This window comes from Streptomyces sp. NPDC050264 (genome assembly GCF_040655895.1).
Classification (GTDB): Bacteria; Actinomycetota; Actinomycetes; order Streptomycetales; family Streptomycetaceae; genus Streptomyces.
Window position 1 is genome coordinate 117757 of the sequence record NZ_JBFAKV010000023.1, and the last position, 21214, is coordinate 138970.

The window sequence follows — 21214 nt, forward strand, 5'->3', positions numbered from 1 at the left end:
CAGCTCATCGCGCCATAAGACTCGGACCAAGACGATCGCCCGCCGCGGCCGCGTCGATCTTTTGCGCATGGATGAGCTGGGCTGCAGGAAGCTGCGCGGCCCTCGTCGACCGCCTCGTCCTCGGCGGCAACCTGATCCAGACCGGCACCGGCTCCTACCGCTTCACCCTCACCCGAGCCGGGGCCGTCGCTCAGGGCGCTGCCGCAGGCTGACCCGTATGCCCTGCGCTGCGGGCGGATCTCCAGCGACGGACTACCGACGGTCGTCGAAGAGGCTCTGATCATCTCGCCGTCGATCAGGATGACGAGGCAGCCGCAGCCACCGGCGCGGTATTCGACCTCGCCTTCAGATGAGCGGTGTTGGGAGCTCAGCGTCCACAACTGCGTTTGCGCGGAAGTCGGCTCGTGGCAGACCGGGCAGCGATCGTCCGACGGCGTGACCGCGGATGCGGGGGTCATGTCACCGACATGACGTCAGTGTCCAAGGCACTTCCACCATTACGTCGGGCGAGGCTCAGGCGGGATGAGCGCCAGAGCGTTCCGCGGGCGCGACACGGTGAGAGTCGCGGTGCACCGACCAGGCGCCCGCCAGGACCACCGGCGCCATGGCACGCAGTTGACGAAGCCTCATCGACGAGTGGAACCAGGGCGGCGCTCCAGGTCTGATGGAGGCTCGATTCCGAGCAGATCGAGTCAGGGCAGGACCGCCCCCTGTCCCTCCAACCTTCGTGAGCGTGCCGCGCGCATGGCGGATGTACGAGGTAGGGATTACTTTGCTGATCTGGGGTTCTTGCGCTGGTTGGCGTTGAAGCGCGCTTTCTTCTGACGATTCCCGCACGTGTTCATGTCACACCATTTGCGGGTACGACTCTGGCTCGTGTCGAAGAAGGCGGCTTGGCAGGTCGGTGAGGCGCACAAGGCCAATTTCCCGTCTCGCTCGCCTGCGATGACGCTGATCGCGTCGGCGGCGATCACGCTGAGGGCATCTTCCACACAGGAAGCCGAGCTGAGCCGCCATCGCCGCTGGCCCTCGGGCGTCAGGATCGCCGCGGCCCGACCCTGAGCGCTGCAGTCATTGATGACTTGGACAGCAGACGCGGGGAGAGCGTCCTGGATCGCGGCCGCTGTCGCGGCGGCGTGAATCGACTCCCTCAACTCCCGGGCGAGGTCGAGCTGGGCAGGGGTGCAGGTGTCCACGGCGAGGCCGCTCACCGACAGCCAGTCGACGAGTCGGTGCGGCGTGGGAATCCGCTCCACAGCGTCGCCATGACGCTCCGACAGAGTCCCCGTGAAGCTGGTCGCCAGCACATTACCGAGGCGGAAGTCAGGGAACACAGCACGCATGGAACCACCTTAGCTGGTTGCCGCATGGCTCGGAGAACTGCTAGAACCGTCTTAGACGGTTCTCGAAAGGTCGTAGCCGGTTCCACGATGGCCAGGAGGCCCCATGCCCCGTCCAACCAGTGACGTGCAAGCATTTGAAGCCCGCGCAACTGACGCCGACCTCGACGATCTGCACGCGCGACTGGCCGCGGCGCGACTGCCGGAGGCCGAGACGGTCTCTGGCGCCGCGCCCGGCCCTCGTCGATGGGAACAGGGTGTTCCTCTCGCCGACCTCGTCGATGTCGTGAACTACTGGCGCACCGGCTACAACTGGCGATCGTTCGAAGAACGCCTCAACCGGATCGGCCAGTTCCGTACGACCATTGACGATCTGGGAATTCACTTCCTGCACCGCCGATCCGCGCGCGCGGATGCCACTCCTCTGCTCTTGACGCACGGCTGGCCAGACAGCATTGCTCGGTTCATCGATGTAGTGGACGAGCTGGCGGATCCGAAAGACGCAGACACGCCGGCGTTCCACGTCGTGGTCCCGTCACTACCCGGCTTCGGTTACAGCGACAAGCCGGCCACCACTGGGTGGGGAACCGAAAAGATCGCGGCCGCATGGGTGGAACTGATGGGAAGGCTCGGCTACAGCAAGTTCGTGGCCCACGGCGGCGACTGGGGAGGGAATATCACCACGGTTCTCGGCGGCAGGTTCCCGGCGCACGTTCTCGGCATCCACACCACGTTCGCGGAGGGGCCGCCCGGGTTGACCACGGACGGACTGACGGCGGTCGAGCGCAAGTGGACCGAGGAAACCCGTGACTTCTGGCGCCACCGCTCGGCGTACGCGAAGCAGCAGGCGACCCGACCGCAGACCATCGGCTACTCGCTCGTCGACTCACCGATCGGGCTGCTTGCCTGGATCCTTGACAAGTTCGCCGAGTGGTCAGACACCGTGGACAGCCCGTTCGAGACTATTCCCAGAGACCGCATTCTCGACGACGTCACCCTGTATTGGCTGACGCGGACCGGCGCTTCGGCGGCCCGGATTTACTACGAAAGCCACAACGCACTCGATCCCGAACTTCGGGTCGACGTCCCGTCGGCACTCACCATGTATCCCCGCGACGTCGAGAAGTGTCCGCGCCCCTGGGCGCAGGAGCGGTACCGGCAGATCGTCCGATGGAGTTCGCCCGAAAGCGGGGGACATTTCCCGTCGCTGGAGGTTCCCGAGTATTTCGTCAGGGACCTGCAAGAGGGCCTCGCCGCAGTATTGGCCGCTAATCGGTGAACGCGGCTGGGTGCCGGCACTCGGTCACCGCCCAATCCAGCTCAAGGCGTTGCCCGACGGCTTCCAGACCGGGCTCATCGAGACGGCGGCGGGCTGAGCGAGGGCACATCCGTCGCCTCAGTCCGGGAGGATTTCCCCGGCTCCTGGGGCCCTCACGAGGTGCGGGCCGGTCTCCAGGGCGGCGCCGATCGAGAGGGAAAAGGTCGAACGTCGAGGTCAAGGCCTGTTTGCGAAGACCCACCGATTGCCTGCCAGGGCGTCATTGTCCTCGGGCAGCGGGCCGCGCCCGTGCCGGCGGGTGAAGTCGAAGGGGGTGTGGACCGAGGTGGCCCAGCCTTTGCTTTCCAGGGCGCCTGCGGAGTCGGGTCGCGGCTCCCTGTCGAACAGGCTGAGTAGGTCGATGCCGATCTGCTGTGTCGTCGAGGTGTAGAGCGGACTGTCGCGATACTCCATCAAGTCCTTGTCGAGCTTGACCTCGAATGCCAGAGCGCTCCCCTCAGTGCTCAACCGGTCCACCGTGTCGATGAGGAATTCCTCGGCGATGGCCGGCAGGTAGAACAGCAGCCCCTCGGCCAGCCAGACGCTCGGTGCGGCCGTGTCGAAACCGGCGTCGGCGAGTGCTGCGACCCAGTCGGCGCGGAGATCGACCGGGACGGGCACACGTGCCGCCCTTGGGGTCGCCGACAGTCCGTCGAGCACCTTGTTCTTGAACGCCAGCACTCCCTCCCTGTCGATCTCGAAGATCACACATCCGGAGGGCCAGTCGAGCCGGAAAGCACGAGAGTCCAACCCGGCGCCGAGCAGCACCACTTGCCGTGCGTTGCCCGTGTGCACCGACCGGAGCAGAAAGTCGTCGAGGACCCTCGTCCGCAAACCGAAGTAGCGCGCGAATCGTCCCCACAGGGGGTTCGCGTCCCGGTCCGGTACCTGTTGCAAGCGGACCGGCCAGCCGGCGGACGCCGGTGCGGCGAGCACAAAATGCTCCGCATAGATGTCCCGTACCAGAGTGTCGTGGCGGTAGGTCTCAATCGCCCGGGCGGCGGCGACCATGAGGGCGGTCACCCCCACACCTCCTTCCACGCCCTCCACCCCAGCGTCACGATGGGTTGTACTGACCACGTTTCCTCCGTTGGCGAGTGGGGACCACGGACAGCGAAAAATACGTATGACGGATCGAGGGCGGACCGGCGACGAACGCGGTGTGGGCTCTGAGCTCCCAGGATCGGTATCCGCCGGCGCACAGACCTCCGGCCATCCGGTTCCTCCGCTGAGCCGACCCGGCGTATGGGCCCAGCACTTCGCATGGGCTCGCCACAGCGCAGCGGCCGGCTCACAGGGCGTTGGGGGTTCGTTCAGCGGCTCCTCGCCTACGGAATCACGACGGGTTTGACGACGCTGCCCGCTTCGCAGTCGCGTTCGGCTTCGTTGATGTCGGCGAGCGGATACGTACGGATCAGCTCGTCGAACGGAAAACGCCCGGCTTGCCACAGACCGGTCAACCGCGGAACCAGCAGTCCGGGTACCGCGTCCCCCTCGCAGATGTGCGAGATCTTCCTGCCGCGGTCCAGCGCCCCGGGTACAAGTGGCAACGTGGTGTGAAGCCGTGCCACCAGGCCGAGGTGGCCGGTCGGGCGCAGTGCCCGGAGGGCGTCGTTGATCAGCTGGGCGGAGGCCGTGGTGTCCAGGGCGTAGTGCGCGCCGCCGTCGGTCAGCTGCCGGATGCGGCCGGGCAGGTCGGGTGATGCTGCGTGCAGCGGAGTCGCGCCGAACCGTTCGGCGAGGGCCAGCCGTTCAGGGTGCCGGTCGATGGCCACCGTCACCGCTCCGGAGGCGGTGGCAGCCATGACGGCGGCCAGCCCCACCGCCCCTGCGCCGAATACCGCGATGGTGTCTCCGGGCCCGGCGCCGAAGGAGTTGAAGACTGCTCCGGCGCCGGTGAGAAACCCGCAGCCGAGCGGTCCGAGCAGTTCGATGGGCAGTGCGGGGTCGACCCGTACGGCGTTGCGGGCCGGGACCATCGCGTACTCGGCGAACGAGGACTGGCCGAACCACCGGGGCGCCAGGGCACCGCCCGCCGCGTCGGTGAACCTGGCGGCGTTCTCCTTGCGCCCTCCGAAGAGGTTGAGCGAGGCGAAGGAATCGCAGTACGCGGAGGCAGCGTCCATACAGTTGCGGCAGCGGCCGCAGGAGTCGAAGCTCAGGACGACGTGGTCACCATTGTTCAGGCCGGTGTGCGGCCCGCCCGTCTCCACCACGACCCCGGCACCTTCGTGGCCGAGCACCGCAGGCAGCGGGGAGCGGCCTGCCGAACGCCGGACCGCGAGATCGGTCCGGCACATGCCGCAGCCTGCGATCTCGACCAGGATCTCACCGTCGGCCGGTGCCGTGTGCAGGAGTACCTCCTCGACGGTGAACTCACTCTCGTACGAACGCAGGACCGCCGCGCCGAACCTTCTCGTCACGCCACGACCTGCCAGTTGTGCCACGACCCGCGGGTCCGGACGACATCGGCGTCCGGCGCGTCCGGCTGCCGGCCGGGGGCCTTGGTGGAGGTCTCGCCCGTGGCCGGTTCGCGGGCGGCGAAGCGCTCACCTGGAATAGCGGCCCTCTGTACGGGCTGGTGCGTGGCCATGTCAGCGGTCAACTCGCGGCGGAAACGGCGGCCGTGTGTTCTCGGGCATGCCGGTCCATCTCGGCCCGGAAGGCAGCGATCAACTGCGGCTGAATCCTTCCGGCGTTGCGGTCGCCGCCCTCGCAAACCGCCCCACGGACGCCCACGATGTCCGTGCCGATACGGTTCAGCACACCGAGGTCTGCCGCTTTCACGCTGCCTGCAAGGGCGGCGAGGACATCGGCTTCGTGGGCACGTCGCACGAACTCCGCGCAGACCTCTGGCGGAACGTGGTCGAACAGGCGTGTCCCGTCCTTGACCGCGGTATCGAGCATGGCCGCGTCGGAGCCGGAGCGCAGAGCGATGTCGGGCAGTGCGAGCGGGTTGACGCTGCCGATCCGGTGGGCGTCGGCGTAACCCGAGGCCACGACGAAGGCGTCCGGCCTGTAGTCCTTCACCGCCCGGACGACCCCTCGCATCACATCGATGGCCTGCTCGGGAGTCGTACATCCGTAGAGGCCGACCTTGATGTAGGTGGCTCCGGAGACCACCGCACCGAGTGCCGCCTGGGCCACTGTGCCGGGTTTGTACGGCACATCTCCCACGGTGGCGGAGAGCGGTTTGCCGGCCGGGACCGCGGAGCGGATCTCCTTGATGACCCACGGGAAGTTCGCTCCGAGCGAGCCCTCATCGGGCTTCTTGACGTCCACGATGTCAAGATGCTCCGCCGCCTTCGCGCAGTCGAGGGCCTCCTCGACGCCGTCCGGGGAGATCAGAAGTAACAACGGGGGCTCCTTCCCGCATGCCTGCCCCTCCAAAGAGCAGGCAGGAGTGCGGAGTCGCTGGGATTCCTTGCGGTCCGCTCATCATCAACGGCAGTCCGTGACCATCGGTAGGGCGCACAGAAACCGAGCGGAGTGTTACCTGGGGATGAAGTGCGCCGTGCACGCCGGATCCCACCGTTCCCGTCTGCTCCGCGGGGCGGTGGGTGGGGAGGCACAGGGCGACGGCTGGGTCGGGCACGTGCAGGGGATCTCCGGTTGTGCGGTCCACGGCAGGGGCAGGGCCGCGACCGCCATCGCGGAGTGGTGGGAGGCGATGTCACCTGGGCGGCGAAGAGGTTGGTTCATGCCGGAGCAAGGGCATCTTCACTCATTCTGTTGACCAGCCGGTTTCCCGCGGGACACCGTGCCCCGGAGCGTACATAGTGACGGCGCGGGACGGCCACGCGGCCGGTTCGCCGCAGACTCGCCCCCGTCCCGCACGGTGTTCGCCGCACCAGGCGGCGGCTCACCGGCACGCCGCCGGGCCGTCCCACACCGTACGGCGCGGCCGACACACACGGCCGTCTCTGGCCCCGACGAAAGGCAAAAGCACATGCGCACCGAAGCAGTCACACGTGTGAAACTCGTTTTCACCCTGTTCGACGCCGACGGCAACGGAGTCCTGGAATCCGACGACTTCGACCTGATGGGCGACCGGGTCGCCGCGGCTGTGCCCGACGCCGACGAGGCACGCGGCCAGGCCATGCGCGCCAGCTTCCGGCGCTACTGGGAGACCCTGGCCAGGGAACTCGATACCAACCGCGACGGCCGGATCACATACGAGGAGTTCCAGGCATGTGTGCTGTCGCCGGAGCGCTTCAGCGGGGCCGTCGACGAGTTCGCGGCCGGCTTCGCACGCTTCGGTGACGTGGACGGCAGCGGCACCGTCACACGACCGGTGTTCATCGGCATGATGAGAGGCGTCGGCTTCGAACTGCCCAACATCGAAGCCCTCTTTGGCGCTTTCAGGCCCGATGCCGACGACCGGATCCGGGTGGACGTCTGGGAGGCCGAGATCAAGAACTACTACGCCCCCGACAAGGGCGGCGTCCCTGCAGACCTGCTGGCAGCAGCTCCGTCAGCCTGACCCGGCCCCGCCTGCCGGCTCGCTCCCCACGCTGCGGGCCACAGCGTCACGGTCATGGTTCGCCGCCCAGCAGGAAGCCGCCGCCGGTGACGATGACGACGGCGATCATTGCCGACGGCGGTTTCGGGATTCGGTGTCACCGAACCGGCAGGCCGCATGGCACCGGTGCCCGGACTTCACCGAGCACCGCCACCTCCGATCGGTTGCTATGGGGTGTCGAAGGGGACAATGACAGCGAAGTAGCCGTCACGTTCTGGTCGCGGGGCGTCGAGGGCGTTCGTATAGGTGGCCAAGTGGCCGATCACACGGCTGGTGAGTGACTCGTCCGGCGTGGCCGTGCCCTCTGGGGGCAGGCGTGTTTCGTCCTCGCTCGGAGGGTTGTCACCGAAATACCGAGCCGTATCCGTGTTCGCGGTCCAACAGGCGAGGGCGACCTTGACCTGTCCGGGTGCTACTGGACGTACGCGAATGTGGGCACACATGTTGAAGCCATCTCCGCCCAAGGTAACCGTCGTGGAGAGTTCTTGGCCGTCGGTGCACTGACGCATCAGTTCCCGCATGGCCGGCTCTACGACGGCTCGCGCCATCGGTCCTGCGTAGACCATCTGATCTCCCCCTCGCGCGCTGAAGTGCTGCTGAAGTGCTGCTGAAATGTTTTGAGTGAGGTCCCTGACGACTATGCGCAGCAGAACCAAGGGTGGGCCCTTATGGCATCGGTGACAACACTCCGCTGTTGTCACCGCCGGCGCCCTCTCCCTCAGCGCGCTCCTGTGACCGCGCTCGATATCTGATGTGCGGAGAAGACTGAGGGTGTCGTACCGTGGACCAGTTGCTCCGCCGTGGACATCGGCGGCAGCGTCAGGCTCCTTGTTCCTTCTGTGGCGTTCTTGAGGTGTTTTTATCCCCCAGGCCCTGTAACGGTCCGTATTCCCCCACGTTCTGAAGCTTCGAACGTGTCCGGGGGCGGACTTTCGCCGGCCTGAGTTGCGCCGTCCCCGCCGTCGTTTCCCGGGTGCAGCTCTGCCGACTGCCCCTGGGTTTGGTGCTTCCCGGCCTCTGCGCGGCTGACGGCAGGGCTCCCCGATTCCTTGAATCAGGAGTTCCCCAGTGTCTTCTCCCGCGCTCGGCAAGGAGCCGCAGCCCACCGCCGAGCCCCCGGCTCACGACGTACCCGGCCGGTCGTCGAAGATGACCCGGGCCGCCAGGATCGCCCTCGTGGTGCTCCTGGTCGCCGAACTCATGGACATCCTCGACCAGTCGGTCGTCCTCACCGCCCTGCCGGTCCTCCAGGAGTCGCTCGGCGCCGGGCCGGCCGCGGTGCAGTGGCTGACCGCCGGTTACTCGCTGGCTGTCGCTGTCGGGCTGATCACCGGCGGGCGGCTCGGCGACATCCACGGCCGACGCAGGATCCTCCTCATCGGTACCGTCGTGTTCACCGTGGCATCGCTGCTGTGCGGCATCGCCGACGGCCCCGGTGTGCTGATCGCCGCCCGCGTTCTCCAAGGCGCCGGAGTCGCCGTGATGATCCCGCAGGTCCTGGCCACCCTCCACGTCACTCTTGACGGCGAGAACCGCAGCAGAGCCTTCGGCCTGTACGGGGCTGTCCTGTCGCTCGCCGGCGTCCTGGGTCCGGTGCTGGGCGGCACGCTCACGCAGGTGGACCTGTTCGGACTGTCCTGGCGGCCGATTTTCCTGATCAACGTGCCCGTCGGCCTCGCCGTGATCGTCATCGGACGCAAGTTCATCCCCGAGTCGACCGCACAGAAGGCCGGTCGGCTCGACCTCACCGGCATGCTGCTGTCCGCACTGGCCCTGATCCTGATCGTCTTTCCGCTCACCGAGGGCCACACACACCACTGGCCCCTGTGGTGCTTCGCCATGCTCGCGGCCGGTCTCCTCGTACTCTGCGTCTTCGTGCGCCAGCAGCAGCGCAGGCAGGACAACGGCCCGCTCATGGCACTGGCCCTCTTCCGGGGAAAGCGGTTCTCCGGGGGCCTGTCCGCGCAGCTGATGCTCGGCCTGCTGTGCGGCCTGTTCTTCATGACCTGGACGCTGTACCTCCAGCGAGGCCTGGGAATGAGTCCGCTGATGGCGGCCGCGGCCTTCGTGCTGCTCGCTTTCGGTGAGCTGGCCGGTGCGACGACCGCGATGAAGACCGCCGGGCGCTTCGGGCGCCGTCTGCCCCAGGCCGGAGCTCTGATCGCCCTCGCCTCGATGGTTGCGTACGGCCTCCAAGTCAGCGGCCGACAGCCCGACTTGACCCTCCCCGCGATGACCGTCCCGGTCGTGCTGCTCGGCTTCGGCCTCGGCATGGTCGGCGGCCCGCTGGCCGACATGTCGCTCGCCGACGTGCCGCACGAGAACGCCGGCTCCGCCTCGGGGCTGTTCAACACCGCAATGCACTTGGGCATCGCCCTCGGTACCGCGTTGACCGCCCTCGTGTTCTTCTCCGCCACCGGCGGCTCACCCGACGGCGCGGTCAACCGCGACGCGTTCACCGATGTCCTCTGGTGGGTCGGCGGCACCCTCGCCGTCATGTGGGCCCTGATGTTCTGCCTGCCCAGGCAGGCGAACAGCCGGGCCGACTGAACCGCCGCCCTGGGCTCCCGGGCCATCTGTCGCACGCGAAGGCCAAGTAGCAGATTCTGACCGCGTTTCCGCGAGGGCCGACCCGTGACGGGGCGAACCTGTCGTCAGCGGGGCCAGGGGCGGCCGGTGAGCCGTTCGATGTCCTTGTTGAACTGCTGGAGGTCCTCGATGAAGCGGTCGAGGCGCTCGGGGGTCCAGTCGGTGACGACCTCGGCGAGTCCGTCGACCACTTTCCCCCGGTCGGCGGCGAGTGCGTCCGTTCCCTTCTGGGTGATGCGGAACTTCCTGGCCACCCCACCGTTGGGGTCGAGGGTCCGTTCGACGAGCCCGTCCCTGAGGAGGGCGGCCGTCTGACGGTTGAAGGTCGAGGCGGCGAGCCCGAAGGCGTCGACGAGATCGGCGACCGACATGGGGCCCTGCGCCTCGATCCGGCTCAGGAGCACGTATGCGCTGCGCTCCAGGGCCTCGTTGCCGGGCAGTCGGCGGGGCGAGGCCATTTCCTGATGCCGCGTGAGGATCAGGAGTTCCCGCTCGATCTGCTCCCCCGCCTTTTGGGCATCCATCTGGGGCACCTCCGGCTCTGTCATCTGCACATCCTCACACTATGCCACCAATGTGCATGATGCCCACGCAGAGCATGATGCAATTTTTGTGCATGATGCTTTTCGTGTGTACGGTGCAGTACATGAACGCTTCTGCCTCTCCGGCGCGCACGGGGGCGATCGTCGGTTCGCTGTCCGCGGCAGGCATCGTTGCCTCTCTGATGGGGACGCTGGTCATCCCCCTCGTCGCCCAGCTGCCGGAGCTGCTGCACACCTCCACCGCGAACGCTTCATGGGTCGTCACCGCGCCTCTGCTCACCGGCGCGGTCGCCACTCCGGTGTTCGGACGTCTCGGCGACCTCTACGGCAAGCGGCGGATGCTGCTGATCTGCGTCGGCCTGCTCGTCGCGGGCTCCCTCGTGAGCGCCATGTCGGACTCACTGGTCCCGATGGTCATCGGGCGCGCTGTCCAGGGCATCGGCATGGGCATCGTCCCGCTCGGCATCAGCACCATGCGGGACGTCGTACCACCGGAGCGCATGGGCTCATCGGTGGCCCTGATGAGTTCGTCCCTGGGCATCGGCGGAGCCTTCGGCCTGCCTCTCGCGGCCGGCGTCGCCCAGAACGCCGACTGGCACGCGCTGTTCTGGGGCTCGGCCGCCATCAGCCTGCTGGTCGGTGTCGCCGTGATGCGCTTCGTCCCGTGGGCGCCCACGGGCACGGCACGGGGCCGCTTCGACGTGCCCGGCACGATCGGCCTCACCATCGGACTCGTATCGCTGCTGCTGGCCGTCTCCAAGGGAGCCGAGTGGGGCTGGACGAGCGCCACCACCCTCGGCCTCTTCGCCGCCGCCGTGATCGTCCTACTGGCCTGGGGCCGGTTCGAGCTGCGCACTGGCGATCCCCTGGTCGACCTGCGGGCCACCGCACGGCGCCGGGTGCTGCTGACGAACCTGGCCTCGATCGTGATCGGCTTCGCCATGTTCGCCCAGAGCCTCATCGCACCCCAACTGCTCCAACTGCCGAAGGAACTCGGCTACGGGCTGGGCCAGTCGATGCTCGCCGCGGGGCTGTGGATGGTCCCCACCGGGCTGGTGATGATGGCCCTCTCCCCGCTCGGTGCGAAGCTGTCCGCTCGCTTCGGCCCCCGTACGTCACTGCTGACCGGATCCCTGATCATCGCGACCGGTTACGGCCTCGCCCTGCCTCTGATGGGCTCGGTGGCCGGGATCGTCGTCTTCAGCTGCGTCGTCAGCGTCGGTGTGGCCTTCGCCTACGGAGCGATGCCCGCAATCATCATGGCGTCGGTCCCCGCTTCCAAGACCGCGTCAGCCAACGGCTTCAACGCGCTGATGCGCTCCATCGGTCTCTCCGTCTCCAGTGCGGTGATCGGAGTCCTCCTGGCCCAGATGAGCCATGACGTCGGGGGCTTCACGATCCCGACCGAGAACGGCTTCCGGGTCGCCGCCGTCGTCGGCGGGGCCGCCGCCCTCGCCGCAGCCCTCCTCACCCTGGCCATTCCCCGCGTCGCGGCGCCCCTCCCGGCCCCGGACGCACCGCAGCCCGGCAGGTCCGACGCGTCCCCCCTGCCGGAAGCCGGCCCGCTCTCGCCCTACGGCACCGCACGCCCCCGGCGGTGACCGCCGCCCGAAGGCCCCCGCACGACGGATGAAAACCCCGAGGAGAAAGGGCTCACAGGTATGCCGGAGGAGAACCATGCGACGGCCCGGAGCGTACTGATCGTCGGGGCTTCCGCCGCCGGCCTCGCGACGGCGGAAGCCTTGCGGCGCAAGGAATACCAGGGCGCTCTGACGCTGCTGGACGCGGAACGGCATCACCCTCCCTACGACCGGCCGCCGTTGTCCAAGCAGGTCCTGAAGGGTGACTGGGAACCCGCCCGGACACCTCTGCGCACCGGCGAGCAACTCGCGGCCCTGGAAGTAAAGTTCGTCTCCGGCGACGGCGCCGACTCCTTCGACGCGGCGGCGCGTACCGTCACGACGCGCACTGGCCGCCGGTTGCGCGCCGACCACGTGGTGATCGCCACCGGCCTGTACCCGAGGGCCCTGCCCGGCCAGGGCTCCCTGGCCGGAGCGCACGTTCTGCGGTCCATGGAGGACGCGCTGCGGCTGCGCGGTGATCTGCTCGGCGGCGAACGGCTGGTGGTCGTCGGCGCCGGGATGCTCGGCACGGAGATCGCGGCCGGCGCACACGCTCTGGGACTGGACGTCACCGTCGTCGCGCCGGCCACGACCCTGATGGGCCCGCAGGTCGGTGATCTGATCGGCGGCCTCCTCTCTCGGCTGCACACGGAACAGAGGGTGCGGATGCGGCTCGGTGCCGCGGTCGACCGCCTCACCGGTGAGGACGGCCGGGTGACAGGCGTCCGGCTGGCCACCGGCGAGGTGCTGCCCGCCGACGTGGTCGCGGTCGCCATCGGCGCGCGCCCGGCGACCGACTGGCTCACCGGCAGCGGCCTGCCGCTCGGCGACGGCGTCGAATGCGACGCACACTGCCGTGCGGCCCCCGGGACCTGGGCCGTAGGAGACGTGGCGTCGTGGCACGACGAGCGACTCGGCCGACGGCTGCGCCTGGAGAACCGCACCAACGCCACCGAGCAGGCCCAGACGGTTGCCGCGAACATCATGGGAGCCGCCCGCCCCTACACACCGGTCCCCTACTACTGGACCGGCCAGTACGAGGCGAAGCTCCAGGTCCATGGCCTGCCTTCTCCCTTCGACGACGTGAAGGTCGTCGAAGGGAGCCTGGATGAACGCCGATTCGCCGCACTGTACGGCCGAGGCGGCCGGGTCACCGCCGTTCTCGGCTGGAACATGCCCAAGCAGGCCCGCCTGCTGCGCCGGCGCCACCTCTCCGGTCCTCCACCCGGGGCTGACGCCGCCCGCCCCGCATGACCCCCACGAGCCCCACCGGGTGACAAGGCCCGGTCACCGAACGAAGGGAGAACCGAGCACGACCCCGGCCCCGTACCGCTCCGCGCCGGCACTCACCGGACGAAAGCCCCACATTTCCGAGGGAGATCCCTTAATGAGCAAGAGCCACGAGACCGTGCCCTATCCGCTTCCTCAGCAGGGTGCGCTGGACGCGCCCGCCGACTGGCAGCGGCTGCGCAGCCAGTGCCCGGTGGCATCGGTCGAACTGCCCAGCGGCGACGAAGCGACCCTGCTCACCCGCCACGAGGACGTCAAGGCGCTGCTGTCCGATCCGCGCTTCGCCCGCCCGACCGCCCAGGACGGCGCGGCCCGCCTCGCACCCGACGGTACGGGCGGATCCGTCGCCTCCAGCAGCTCGGACGCACTCTCCCTTCCCTCTAAGGGAGAGCCGCACCAGCAGTGGCGCCGACAGGTCAGCAAGTGGTTCACCGCCAAACGCATGACGGCTCTGCGACCCGGCATGACGGCAACCGCCGAACGGCTCGTCGACGACATGGTCGCCGTCGGCGCGCCCGCCGACCTCAAGGCACACGTCGGCTTCCTCCTGCCCGTCTACGTCATCTGCGACATGCTCGGCGTACCCGCGCAGGACCGTGACCGCTTCTCCCACTGGTCCGACGCGATGCTGAGCATCACCCGCTTCACGCAGGAGGAGACCGAGCGGGCCCAGACCGAGTTCGTCCAGTACATGTCCGGGCACATCGACGCCAAGCGCGCGATGCCCACCGACGACCTCATCAGCACGCTCATCCGGGATTCCGAGGCCGGCCAGGGGCTCTCCGACAAGGAGCTGTTGGCGACCGCCATGGGCCTCCTGGTCGCCGGGCACGAGACCACCGCGAACATGATCGGCAAGATGATCGCCATGCTGCTGGCCGATCGCGGCCGGTGGGACCGACTGCTCGCCGACCCCACTCTGGTGCGCACCGCGGTGGAAGAGGCGCTCCGCTTTGACACCAACCTCGGATTCGGCCTGCGCCGCTATCTCACCGAAGACGCGGAGATCGGCGGGCGGACCGTGCCGGGCGGCACCACCGTGATCTGCAGCATGCCCGCCGCCAACCGCGACGAGGACGTCTTCGACAACGCCGAGGAAATGGACCTGGGCCGCAGCCCCAACCCCCATCTCATCTTCGGCGCCGGACCCCACTCCTGTCTCGGCCAGGCATTGGCCCGCACCGAGCTCCAGGTGGTGCTGGAAGTCCTGCTGCGCAAGCTGCCCACCCTCGAACTGGCCGTGCCCGTGGACGATCTGAGCCGCGTGGAAGGGCTCCTGGTCGGCGGTCTGCGGACCGTTCCCGTGCGGTGGTGACTCCGCCTCGTCTCCCCGCCACGGCTGCCCTGCGGCCCGTTCAGCCATCCCCCGCCCCCACGAAGGGAGAACTCGCATGAACATCACCGTCGACGAAGACAAGTGCTGCGGCGCAGGCCAGTGCGTGCTGATCGCCCCCGAGGTGTTCGACCAGCGCGACGACGACGGCATCGTGATCCTGCTGGAACAGACCCCTCCGGACACGGAACACACCGCCGTCCGTGAAGCCGCCGCCGTCTGCCCGGCCGCCGCCATCACCCTCGCTGACGGCGCCTGACCCTCGACGCCCCAGCTCACGGTGAACCTGCCCGTACAACTCCCGCCGAGTGCGCAGCGTCGCTGGCGAACCTCAGTCACGCGTGGTCCGGTCCCTCCGATCCGAACACCGTGATCAGAGGGCTGGGTGGCGCACTCAGTTCTCAGAGGGGGTACGTGCGGCAATCCTGCTCGCGAACCACTCCCCTTCGTCCGACAGTTCGTCCAGCCGTTCCATTGCGATGAGTTGCAGCAAGCGCAGCAGGTCGCGGGCTCCGGCGAGGGTCAGCACCTCCAGGCGCGCCGGGCGGCCATGTCGGGGACTTCATACGCGCAGGAGTGGGCGCAGCCGACGGCGATGCGCCGGGCACCGGGCTTCTCATGCCCCATTGCCGCACCACGGGCATGAGGAGCCCGGGTGGCTTCGACCGGCAGGTCAGCGGTCGATCGGCTGAACCTGGTCCAGGCCGGTCTCGCACATGATGCGCGCCACGGTCTCCTCCAGACCGCGTGCTCGCGTCGATGACCGTCTCGGCTGAACGGGGAAGCAGATCGCGCTCCCGATACCAGCCTGCGAGGTGCTGTTCGGTGACCTCGGAGCGGTAGGCAGGATCGTGCTTGGTCGTGTGCCGGGCGAAGGTCTGCGTCAGGGACACATCCAGGTGGTAGCAGCCGGGGACACCTGGTGCTCGCGGACCAGGTCCTCGAGCATCGGCCCGTACCGGTCCGCGTACATGACGCCCTCGACCACCGTATGAAAGCCGTTGTCCAGGGCGTTCCAAAGGCCTTCCCGGTGGTGCTGCCGTCAGGCGACCGCTACTGAAGCGTCGTCGACGACGAGTTCCGCCTGATCCCCATCGCTGATCAGTGGCTTCGGTACGTCTGCTTCGGCAAGGACAAAGCAGAGTCCACGACCAAGGCGTACGCCGGCGGCGCCGCTCTGTACTTGCTCCGGTGTGAGCTGACCGGCCGCGAATGGCGGTTGGCGGCACGGGACTTGGGGCTGTTCATGCCCTGGCTGAAGTGGACCCCGACCGCTTCAGTCGACGAGAAGCCGAACCTGGTCCGAGGGCCTGGCTCCGAGATCGTCCGGCACGAGCGAAGCATCAACACGGTGCTTACGGCGGTTCGTGGGCTGCTGTCGTGTGCGGTCTCCGTCGGCGAGGCACCGCGATGGGTGCTGGGACAGATCTACGAGCTGGCCGAAAGCACCAGCCTGCCGGAAGAGGCTCACGGGGAGGACAGCCGGCTGTCCTGTCGAGTCGGGGGCACGCCACCGACTGCACGAGCCGGAAAGTGAAGTCGACCGGGCCACCGACGACGAGATCGTCTCGATGTTCATGTCCCGCCGCAACGCCCGGGACCGGCTCATCGTGCTGCTCCTCAGCAGGGTCGGGCTACGCCGCGGTCAGGCGGCAGGGATCCACCGGGGTGACTGCCATCTGCTGCCGGACTCTCGCGCCCTCGGATGCCAGCACAAGGACGCTCACCAGCACGTCATCCGACGCCAGAACCACCAGCGCTGGCCCGTACCCAGGTGCTGCACCAGATCGAACAACGTCCACTCGGGGCAGGACGGCACCGGCGCGTCAAGGCTGGGCGCGGCGGCAACCGCACTCCGGAACGCGGCCGACCGCTCGTCGATCAGTTGCAGCAGGGCGGAATACTCAAGACTCTCTGTCACATCGCTTACCTATCAACCCAGTTCAGCCGGCCGCACCCTATTTACCGGGCCGTCAGCTGCGGGGGTTGGTTGACCTGCCATTACGGAGCCCGATCGAGCTCATTGGGAGATGACTACGAACGGAGCCGATCGAGGATCGACGGCCAGGCAGCCTGGCCAAGCAGGGTGTCGCCGCTGGCTGTGCCACCGTAGAGGAAGGACGTCGAACGTGCGGCGGGGTCCTCGCCGGGGAGGCGCGGCCGGTGTCCTGCATCGTCCCGTGCCACCACTTCGACCTGGGCGCCGATCGCGAGGACGCCCGGTGGTCCAGCAACAGTCGCCGCTTGACCGACCGCCAATTCGGCGTTGGCGACGCCGCCGGTCCGAAGTGGGGGCACGACAGGACGTCAGCGACGCACGGACGTGGTCGAACTCCCCTTTGTTGAAGGGTACTTACCCTCGTCCTGCCGGATGCAGGGCCTCGTGAGTACGTCGGGCGCGACGGGCAGGGACCGCACGGCGGCGTCCTTCGCCACGATGAGCGCGGCGGTGAACCGGTCGGCGACGACTACCGTCCGGGCGGTACGCCCCCAAAAAACCGGCAGGCACCCCAAGGTCGGGCCATGAGAGGGTGCGGTGCGATGCGGGACAGGGGGACCATGGGTCTGACTTACGGCTACGACATCTACCTGCGTCCTCGGCATGTAGCCAGGGCGTTGGCCAAGCTGGCCGAAATGGCGCCACCGACCCGTGCCGTGCCGCCGCTTGAGATCACTCTGCCCGGCGGTGACCGGCTCGTCCTCCCGTTCACGTCCCATTTCGAGAGCGAGCCGGTGGACTGCGCCGCGGACAGCACGCTCGAACTCGACACGTCCCTCATGTTCGGCCTCGATGATGCACTGCGCGAGTACGCGCGGACGTGCGGCCCTGAGCCCGAGGAGGGCGGGCGCGTCCAGATCGGGTACGTCTACGCGACGATCCGGTTCGAGTCCTTCCTGCACCCTGGCTACACGTCGGTGGAGTGCTGGGCAGCGACGTCGAGGATGAGCCGCCTGTTCGCGCAGTCGGTCAGCATCAGGAAGGCGTTCACCGATCTCACCGCCGACAGCGGCGGAGTGTGCTGCCTGTTCGACACCGGCGACGGCGCCCCGGAACAAGTCTGCTGGCTCAACGGTGAACCCATCCACGAGACGGTCTCCGGCCCCCGCTTTCCAGACCGGCGGGCGCTCTTGGCAACCTGGCCGGACCCCGAGACGTGAGCATCGGCGCTCCGTCTTCGAGGGCGGAGAGGACGCAGGCCGAGATCGACGCGTTCCTCGGGGTCGGGCAGTATGTGGCTCCGGTCGAACAAGTCGGGCTCGATCTCCTGTGTGTTGGCGAGCGGCCGGATGCGGCTGGTGTCGTAGAGGTCCTTCATGCGGTCGACGACTTGGTCGGAGCAGATGTCGGAGTGGTTCGTGCCGGCGTTACCTCTCGGGTCGCGACCGGCCGGCCAACCCTGTCGACAGACCGCCGCTCCACGAGCCGCCCCACCTGTCCGGGTCGAGCCGTACGCCGGTGGTGACCCGGAGGGCGTGGGCAGCGCGCTGGGAAGGGGTCCAGCCCTGTGGGGCGCCGGACAGGTCGGTCAGGCCTGCGGCGTATAGTGCCGCCGACAAGTGATTGCCGAGGCTGCCGTGCAGCAGCCCGGTGACAGCGTCGAGGCTCGCGGCCGGCCCGTCGTTCTCCGCGAACAGGACGGTGGTCCGGTTGGGGTCCTTGGTGACGGCGCAGGCCGTGCCGGTGGCTGTTGCCGCAAGGTCTGCCAGCACCTCGGGATCCCCGCCGCGCCAGCCCAGGGCGCTCTCCAACTCCAGCAGCAGCGTCCGGCCCGGCTCCACGCGCCTGGCCAGCACCAGTACGGCTCGCTCCCGCATTGCCGAGGCGTCGGCGAGCCGGTGTGATGCCATCTCGGCCCCGTCCGGAAGTTCGGCGCAGTCCGGCACGCCCACTCTCCGCAGCGCTTCCGGCACCGGCAGACCGGTCACGGTCACGCACCAGACGGAGCCGAGTGCCAGCGTGAGATCGAAGGGCGGGGTGACCATGAGGCGATCCCTTCCTGCCGACACCCGGCGGGGCCCCGGGCTGTCGGGTCCCCGCCGGGTCGGCTCGGTCGGCGCCGCTACTCGATGTGGACGTAGAAGCGGTCGTTGGCGAGAGTGTCAGGCAGGGCCGGGTCCCAGGCCAGAATGCGGTCGTCGTTGTAGTAGGAGCCCAGCAGACCACCGGCGATGCTGTTGTCCCGCTGCGGCACGGCCTTGACCGAGAAGTCCCAGTCGGGGTGGGCCGCACCCTCCAGTGTCGAGGCGAACGGGTACTCGTCGCACTGCTCTGCCGGGGTGTTGGGCCGGGTCGGCAACCCGGTGTCGGTGTACAGCGCTGCTTCGGGGCCGGTCTTGTAGCAGGCGCCGTCCTTGTGATCGCCGTTCGCCTTGTACTCCCCCGGGTGCAGTGTCTCGGTGATGCGGTGCAGACCCGGTGCGGCGGCGTTGCCGGGGTCGTACCTGCCCGGAATGACCTTGCCCCGGGGCTGCGGCACGCCGGGCGGCACCAGCAGTGGATAGGTGGTGTCGGGGAAGTACTGGGCGTCGTAGATGTGTTGCGCCACGGACCGGTAGTCGGAGGCCAGCGCGTAGTTCAGCCGGGGCGTCACCTCGTTGAAGACACAGGCCTCCGGATAGACGGTGGTGCCCTGGGAGAAGTACGAACCGGAATCGCAGCGCATCCACCGCGAGGGGCTCCACCCGCGTTGCACCGTGGCGCCGGCACCCTCGCCCCAGTACTCCATCCGGAACCTGCTGAGCGTGATCAGATCCCGTCCGACGCCCGCCGAATCATGGCCGTACACATCCCAGTTGTACCAGTCGTCGTTGTTGTCCCAGACGACGAACGGCAGGCTGACAGCGCTCGGTGCCGCATGGCAGAGCGTGAAGTCGTCCGGGCAGTTGGCCATGAGGTTCAACCGCACATCGCGGCCGGTGAACCACTGGTCCCAGTTCAGCAGCCAGTTGTAGCGCACCGAGTCCTCGACGACTCGCGAGAACACCCGGATGCGTCGGCTGGTGTTGTCGCCCTGCGCGAAGATCTGGTACGTGAAGGTGTTGGTGCCGCGCCAGATCCGCCGCCCGTTGACGACCCAGTAGAAGACGACCTCGCCCTGCCGCTCGTTGCAGTAGGTGAAGCGGTTGTGCACCCGTCCGAAATCGGTGTCGGCGTCGTCCTTGGAGAGGCATTCGTCCAGGAGTGTGGGATCCGGCTGATCACCGATCGGAGCCGGGGCCGCCAGGGCCTCTGCGGTCTGCCCGCCGTCACTGGTCTGCCCTTGCTCGACGGCGGTCTGCCGGTTCTGCCGCTCGGCGGTGGCGAGGTCGAGCGTCGAAAGCGCTGACGTGGGCGACAGCTGGACGGGTTTACCGAGGTCGGCACTGGTGGTGAGGGAGTGGGTTCTACGGCTCTCCTCCTGTGCGGCGGCAAGATCCTTGACCGGTATGAGCACCACGGAGCGGTCGACGTCCGCGGCCTGTGACGCCGACGTGGTGGTGGGCGCTCGCGTGTCGCTGTCCGGCGCGTCCTGCGCGAAGGCGGCGGGTGCCGAGGTGATCACCATGGCGGCCACCGCCAGGGAACCGGCCCAATTCCGCGACCGGCGCGCGCCTCGCTCCCTGTGCACTCGCGATCTTTCCGATCGCCCCAAGACCGTCCTCAACGTCATGGATCCCCCTTCTCGCCACGTATGCGCAGAGGTGCGAACGCGTCGCATCCTGCCGAGGGGCTGACATGAACACCACACGCGGCAGGGGGATTGGCCGGAATGGGTCCGGTGGGCGGAACAAGCCCTCCCGGAGGGCCGGCCGGGGCTGTTCGACACCGCGTCAGGCCATGTCAGGTGCGTCGTCGACGGCCTGGTGTCCCGCGCCGACGCCACGTTCGCTCGGAGGTTGCGCCGAAACCCGGGCGGTCAGATGTGTCCGAATCCGTGCGGCCCGTCAGTACGGACGTGTAGCGGCAACCATCCGCAGCACCGCTGGAAGCAGTGCCACCGGCCTCGTCGACCGCGAGAAACGAACCCCGTGCGCCGACGAGCCGTCACGGCTGGGGACAGGCAGCCCGACGGTGTACGCCTGCTGCCCGTCCGGGGCCGTGGCCTACGGGTCCTCCTCCGAGGCGACGCGCAGCAGGCAGGTTCACGACTCCGGGGGATCGTGCGGACGGCGGCCGCTGGTGATGGTGACGCAACTGGCCATGGCGCCCATGACAGCACCGACGAGCAAGCCGTCCCCGCCTCCCATGAGAAACCCGGCAGTCCCGCCAAGGAGTGCGCCCACCAGGCCATGCACGGCCCAGCGGTGCACGAACGCCCAGGAGGAGGAATCGCGCGTCACGCTGTCACCACCCGATCTGCGGCCCGCACCGGCGAACCGGAGTTGTGGTCCGTCATCACTCCCCCTCCGATGGCACCCGTCGGAGCCATTTCATTCGACTCAATGCGGACACCCAGATCCACTGGCACCTTCGACAAGGAGCCTTCATCGGTTTCCGTACGTTCCTGCATGGCGCCTTGTTCTTCGATGCCCCTTCATTGGGGAATGCGATGCGATGCCGTTCTCAAGTGAGTTGCACCGCACGGGAGTTGATCGGCGCCGACGCCTCCCCGTGTGTGCACGCACTGCGCCCGCACGAACTCTTGAACCTCGCACTGATGTGAGATCTTAACGGTCG

General features: G+C 68.2%; 16 protein-coding genes and 2 pseudogenes. 9 read left to right on the top strand and 9 right to left on the bottom strand.

The features are described 5' to 3' along the window. Window positions 1-25: 25 nt before the first annotated feature. Window positions 26-212: pseudogene (locus AB0J02_RS33090) on the top strand (hypothetical protein); the annotation flags it as partial. A gap of 555 nt (window positions 213-767) precedes the next feature. On the opposite strand, the gene AB0J02_RS33095 reads toward AB0J02_RS33090, so the two are convergent. Continuing rightward, window positions 768-1343 (bottom strand): CGNR zinc finger domain-containing protein, encoded by a 576-nt coding sequence (locus tag AB0J02_RS33095; protein ID WP_363197505.1) that lies wholly within the window; start codon window positions 1341-1343, stop codon window positions 768-770. Window positions 1344-1446: 103 nt separating this feature from the next. Between AB0J02_RS33095 and AB0J02_RS33100 the strand changes: the two genes are divergently transcribed. Beyond that, complete coding sequence (locus tag AB0J02_RS33100) at window positions 1447-2619, top strand: epoxide hydrolase family protein (RefSeq protein WP_363197506.1); 1173 nt, start codon at window positions 1447-1449, stop codon at window positions 2617-2619. Between the two features lie 216 nt (window positions 2620-2835). Here the strand turns inward: AB0J02_RS33100 and AB0J02_RS33105 are convergent, their stop codons facing one another. The 4 genes from AB0J02_RS33105 to AB0J02_RS33120 all read right to left on the bottom strand — a co-directional run bounded on the left by AB0J02_RS33105 (window position 2836) and on the right by AB0J02_RS33120 (window position 6015). Then, on the bottom strand, window positions 2836-3738 hold the full coding sequence (locus AB0J02_RS33105; protein WP_363197507.1) for a class I SAM-dependent methyltransferase: 903 nt from the start codon (window positions 3736-3738) through the stop codon (window positions 2836-2838). Window positions 3739-3986: 248 nt separating this feature from the next. Next, window positions 3987-5081 (bottom strand): NAD(P)-dependent alcohol dehydrogenase, encoded by a 1095-nt coding sequence (locus tag AB0J02_RS33110; protein WP_363197508.1) that lies wholly within the window; start codon window positions 5079-5081, stop codon window positions 3987-3989. Continuing rightward, window positions 5078-5251 carry a hypothetical protein gene (locus AB0J02_RS33115; RefSeq protein WP_363197509.1) on the bottom strand — a complete coding sequence of 58 codons (174 nt, stop codon included), beginning with the start codon at window positions 5249-5251 and terminating at the stop codon, window positions 5078-5080. Before AB0J02_RS33115 ends, AB0J02_RS33110 begins: the two co-directional genes overlap by 4 nt. An 8-nt stretch (window positions 5252-5259) precedes the next feature. Further along, complete coding sequence (locus AB0J02_RS33120) at window positions 5260-6015, bottom strand: (5-formylfuran-3-yl)methyl phosphate synthase (protein WP_363197510.1); 756 nt, start codon at window positions 6013-6015, stop codon at window positions 5260-5262. Between the two features lie 592 nt (window positions 6016-6607). Between AB0J02_RS33120 and AB0J02_RS33125 the strand changes: the two genes are divergently transcribed. Together AB0J02_RS33125 and AB0J02_RS33130 are read left to right on the top strand one after the other, a co-directional pair. Then, window positions 6608-7141: an EF-hand domain-containing protein gene (locus tag AB0J02_RS33125; protein WP_363197511.1), complete on the top strand. Its 534-nt coding sequence runs from the start codon at window positions 6608-6610 to the stop codon at window positions 7139-7141. Between the two features lie 1107 nt (window positions 7142-8248). After that, entirely contained in the window at window positions 8249-9730 is a 1482-nt protein-coding gene (locus AB0J02_RS33130) for an MFS transporter (RefSeq protein WP_363197512.1), read from the top strand. A 104-nt stretch (window positions 9731-9834) separates the two neighbouring features. On the opposite strand, the gene AB0J02_RS33135 is transcribed toward AB0J02_RS33130, so the two are convergent. After that, on the bottom strand, window positions 9835-10293 hold the full coding sequence (locus AB0J02_RS33135) for a MarR family transcriptional regulator (RefSeq protein ID WP_363197558.1): 459 nt from the start codon (window positions 10291-10293) through the stop codon (window positions 9835-9837). Between the two features lie 122 nt (window positions 10294-10415). On the opposite strand from AB0J02_RS33135, the gene AB0J02_RS33140 reads away from it, so the two are divergent. The 4 genes from AB0J02_RS33140 (at window position 10416) to AB0J02_RS33155 (ending at window position 14815) form a co-directional block, all read left to right on the top strand. After that, the gene (locus AB0J02_RS33140) at window positions 10416-11912 is read left to right on the top strand and encodes an MFS transporter (protein ID WP_363197513.1); all 1497 of its coding nucleotides are present in this window, start codon (window positions 10416-10418) and stop codon (window positions 11910-11912) included. A 60-nt stretch (window positions 11913-11972) separates the two neighbouring features. Beyond that, a complete protein-coding gene (locus AB0J02_RS33145) occupies window positions 11973-13187 on the top strand; it encodes an FAD-dependent oxidoreductase (protein ID WP_363197514.1) in 1215 nt (404 codons plus the stop codon). Between the two features lie 133 nt (window positions 13188-13320). Further along, window positions 13321-14538, top strand: coding sequence for a cytochrome P450 (locus tag AB0J02_RS33150; protein WP_363197515.1), 1218 nt, complete (start codon window positions 13321-13323; stop codon window positions 14536-14538). Between the two features lie 76 nt (window positions 14539-14614). Continuing rightward, window positions 14615-14815, top strand: coding sequence for a ferredoxin (locus tag AB0J02_RS33155; protein ID WP_363197516.1), 201 nt, complete (start codon window positions 14615-14617; stop codon window positions 14813-14815). Window positions 14816-16306: 1491 nt separating this feature from the next. Here the strand turns inward: AB0J02_RS33155 and AB0J02_RS33160 are convergent. Continuing rightward, window positions 16307-16477 (bottom strand): annotated as a pseudogene (locus AB0J02_RS33160) (maleylpyruvate isomerase N-terminal domain-containing protein); the annotation flags it as partial. Window positions 16478-17115: 638 nt separating this feature from the next. Here AB0J02_RS33160 and AB0J02_RS33165 point away from each other — a divergent pair. Continuing rightward, window positions 17116-17715, top strand: a complete 600-nt coding sequence (locus tag AB0J02_RS33165; RefSeq protein ID WP_363197517.1) for a hypothetical protein — start codon at window positions 17116-17118, stop codon at window positions 17713-17715. A 207-nt stretch (window positions 17716-17922) separates the two neighbouring features. Here AB0J02_RS33165 and AB0J02_RS33170 read toward each other — a convergent pair whose 3' ends face one another. Continuing rightward, entirely contained in the window at window positions 17923-18540 is a 618-nt protein-coding gene (locus AB0J02_RS33170; RefSeq protein ID WP_363197518.1) for a hypothetical protein, read from the bottom strand. A gap of 77 nt (window positions 18541-18617) precedes the next feature. Next, entirely contained in the window at window positions 18618-20102 is a 1485-nt protein-coding gene (locus tag AB0J02_RS33175) for a NucA/NucB deoxyribonuclease domain-containing protein (protein ID WP_363197519.1), read from the bottom strand. Window positions 20103-21214: the final 1112 nt, after the last annotated feature.

Excerpts from the sequence above, each read along its gene's own strand:
- AB0J02_RS33145 (WP_363197514.1), top strand. The coding sequence starts at position 11,973 with ATGCCGGAGGAGAACCATGCGACGGCCCGGAGCGTACTGATCGTCGGG.
- AB0J02_RS33100 (WP_363197506.1), top strand. The coding sequence starts at position 1,447 with ATGCCCCGTCCAACCAGTGACGTGCAAGCATTTGAAGCCCGCGCAACT.
- AB0J02_RS33140 (WP_363197513.1), top strand. The coding sequence starts at position 10,416 with ATGAACGCTTCTGCCTCTCCGGCGCGCACGGGGGCGATCGTCGGTTCG.
- AB0J02_RS33175 (WP_363197519.1), bottom strand. The coding sequence starts at position 20,102 with ATGGTGATCACCTCGGCACCCGCCGCCTTCGCGCAGGACGCGCCGGAC.
- AB0J02_RS33115 (WP_363197509.1), bottom strand. The coding sequence starts at position 5,251 with ATGGCCACGCACCAGCCCGTACAGAGGGCCGCTATTCCAGGTGAGCGC.
- AB0J02_RS33125 (WP_363197511.1), top strand. The coding sequence starts at position 6,608 with ATGCGCACCGAAGCAGTCACACGTGTGAAACTCGTTTTCACCCTGTTC.
- AB0J02_RS33155 (WP_363197516.1), top strand. The coding sequence starts at position 14,615 with ATGAACATCACCGTCGACGAAGACAAGTGCTGCGGCGCAGGCCAGTGC.
- AB0J02_RS33150 (WP_363197515.1), top strand. The coding sequence starts at position 13,321 with ATGAGCAAGAGCCACGAGACCGTGCCCTATCCGCTTCCTCAGCAGGGT.
- AB0J02_RS33165 (WP_363197517.1), top strand. The coding sequence starts at position 17,116 with ATGGGTCTGACTTACGGCTACGACATCTACCTGCGTCCTCGGCATGTA.
- AB0J02_RS33170 (WP_363197518.1), bottom strand. The coding sequence starts at position 18,540 with ATGGTCACCCCGCCCTTCGATCTCACGCTGGCACTCGGCTCCGTCTGG.
- AB0J02_RS33095 (WP_363197505.1), bottom strand. The coding sequence starts at position 1,343 with ATGCGTGCTGTGTTCCCTGACTTCCGCCTCGGTAATGTGCTGGCGACC.
- AB0J02_RS33135 (WP_363197558.1), bottom strand. The coding sequence starts at position 10,293 with ATGGATGCCCAAAAGGCGGGGGAGCAGATCGAGCGGGAACTCCTGATC.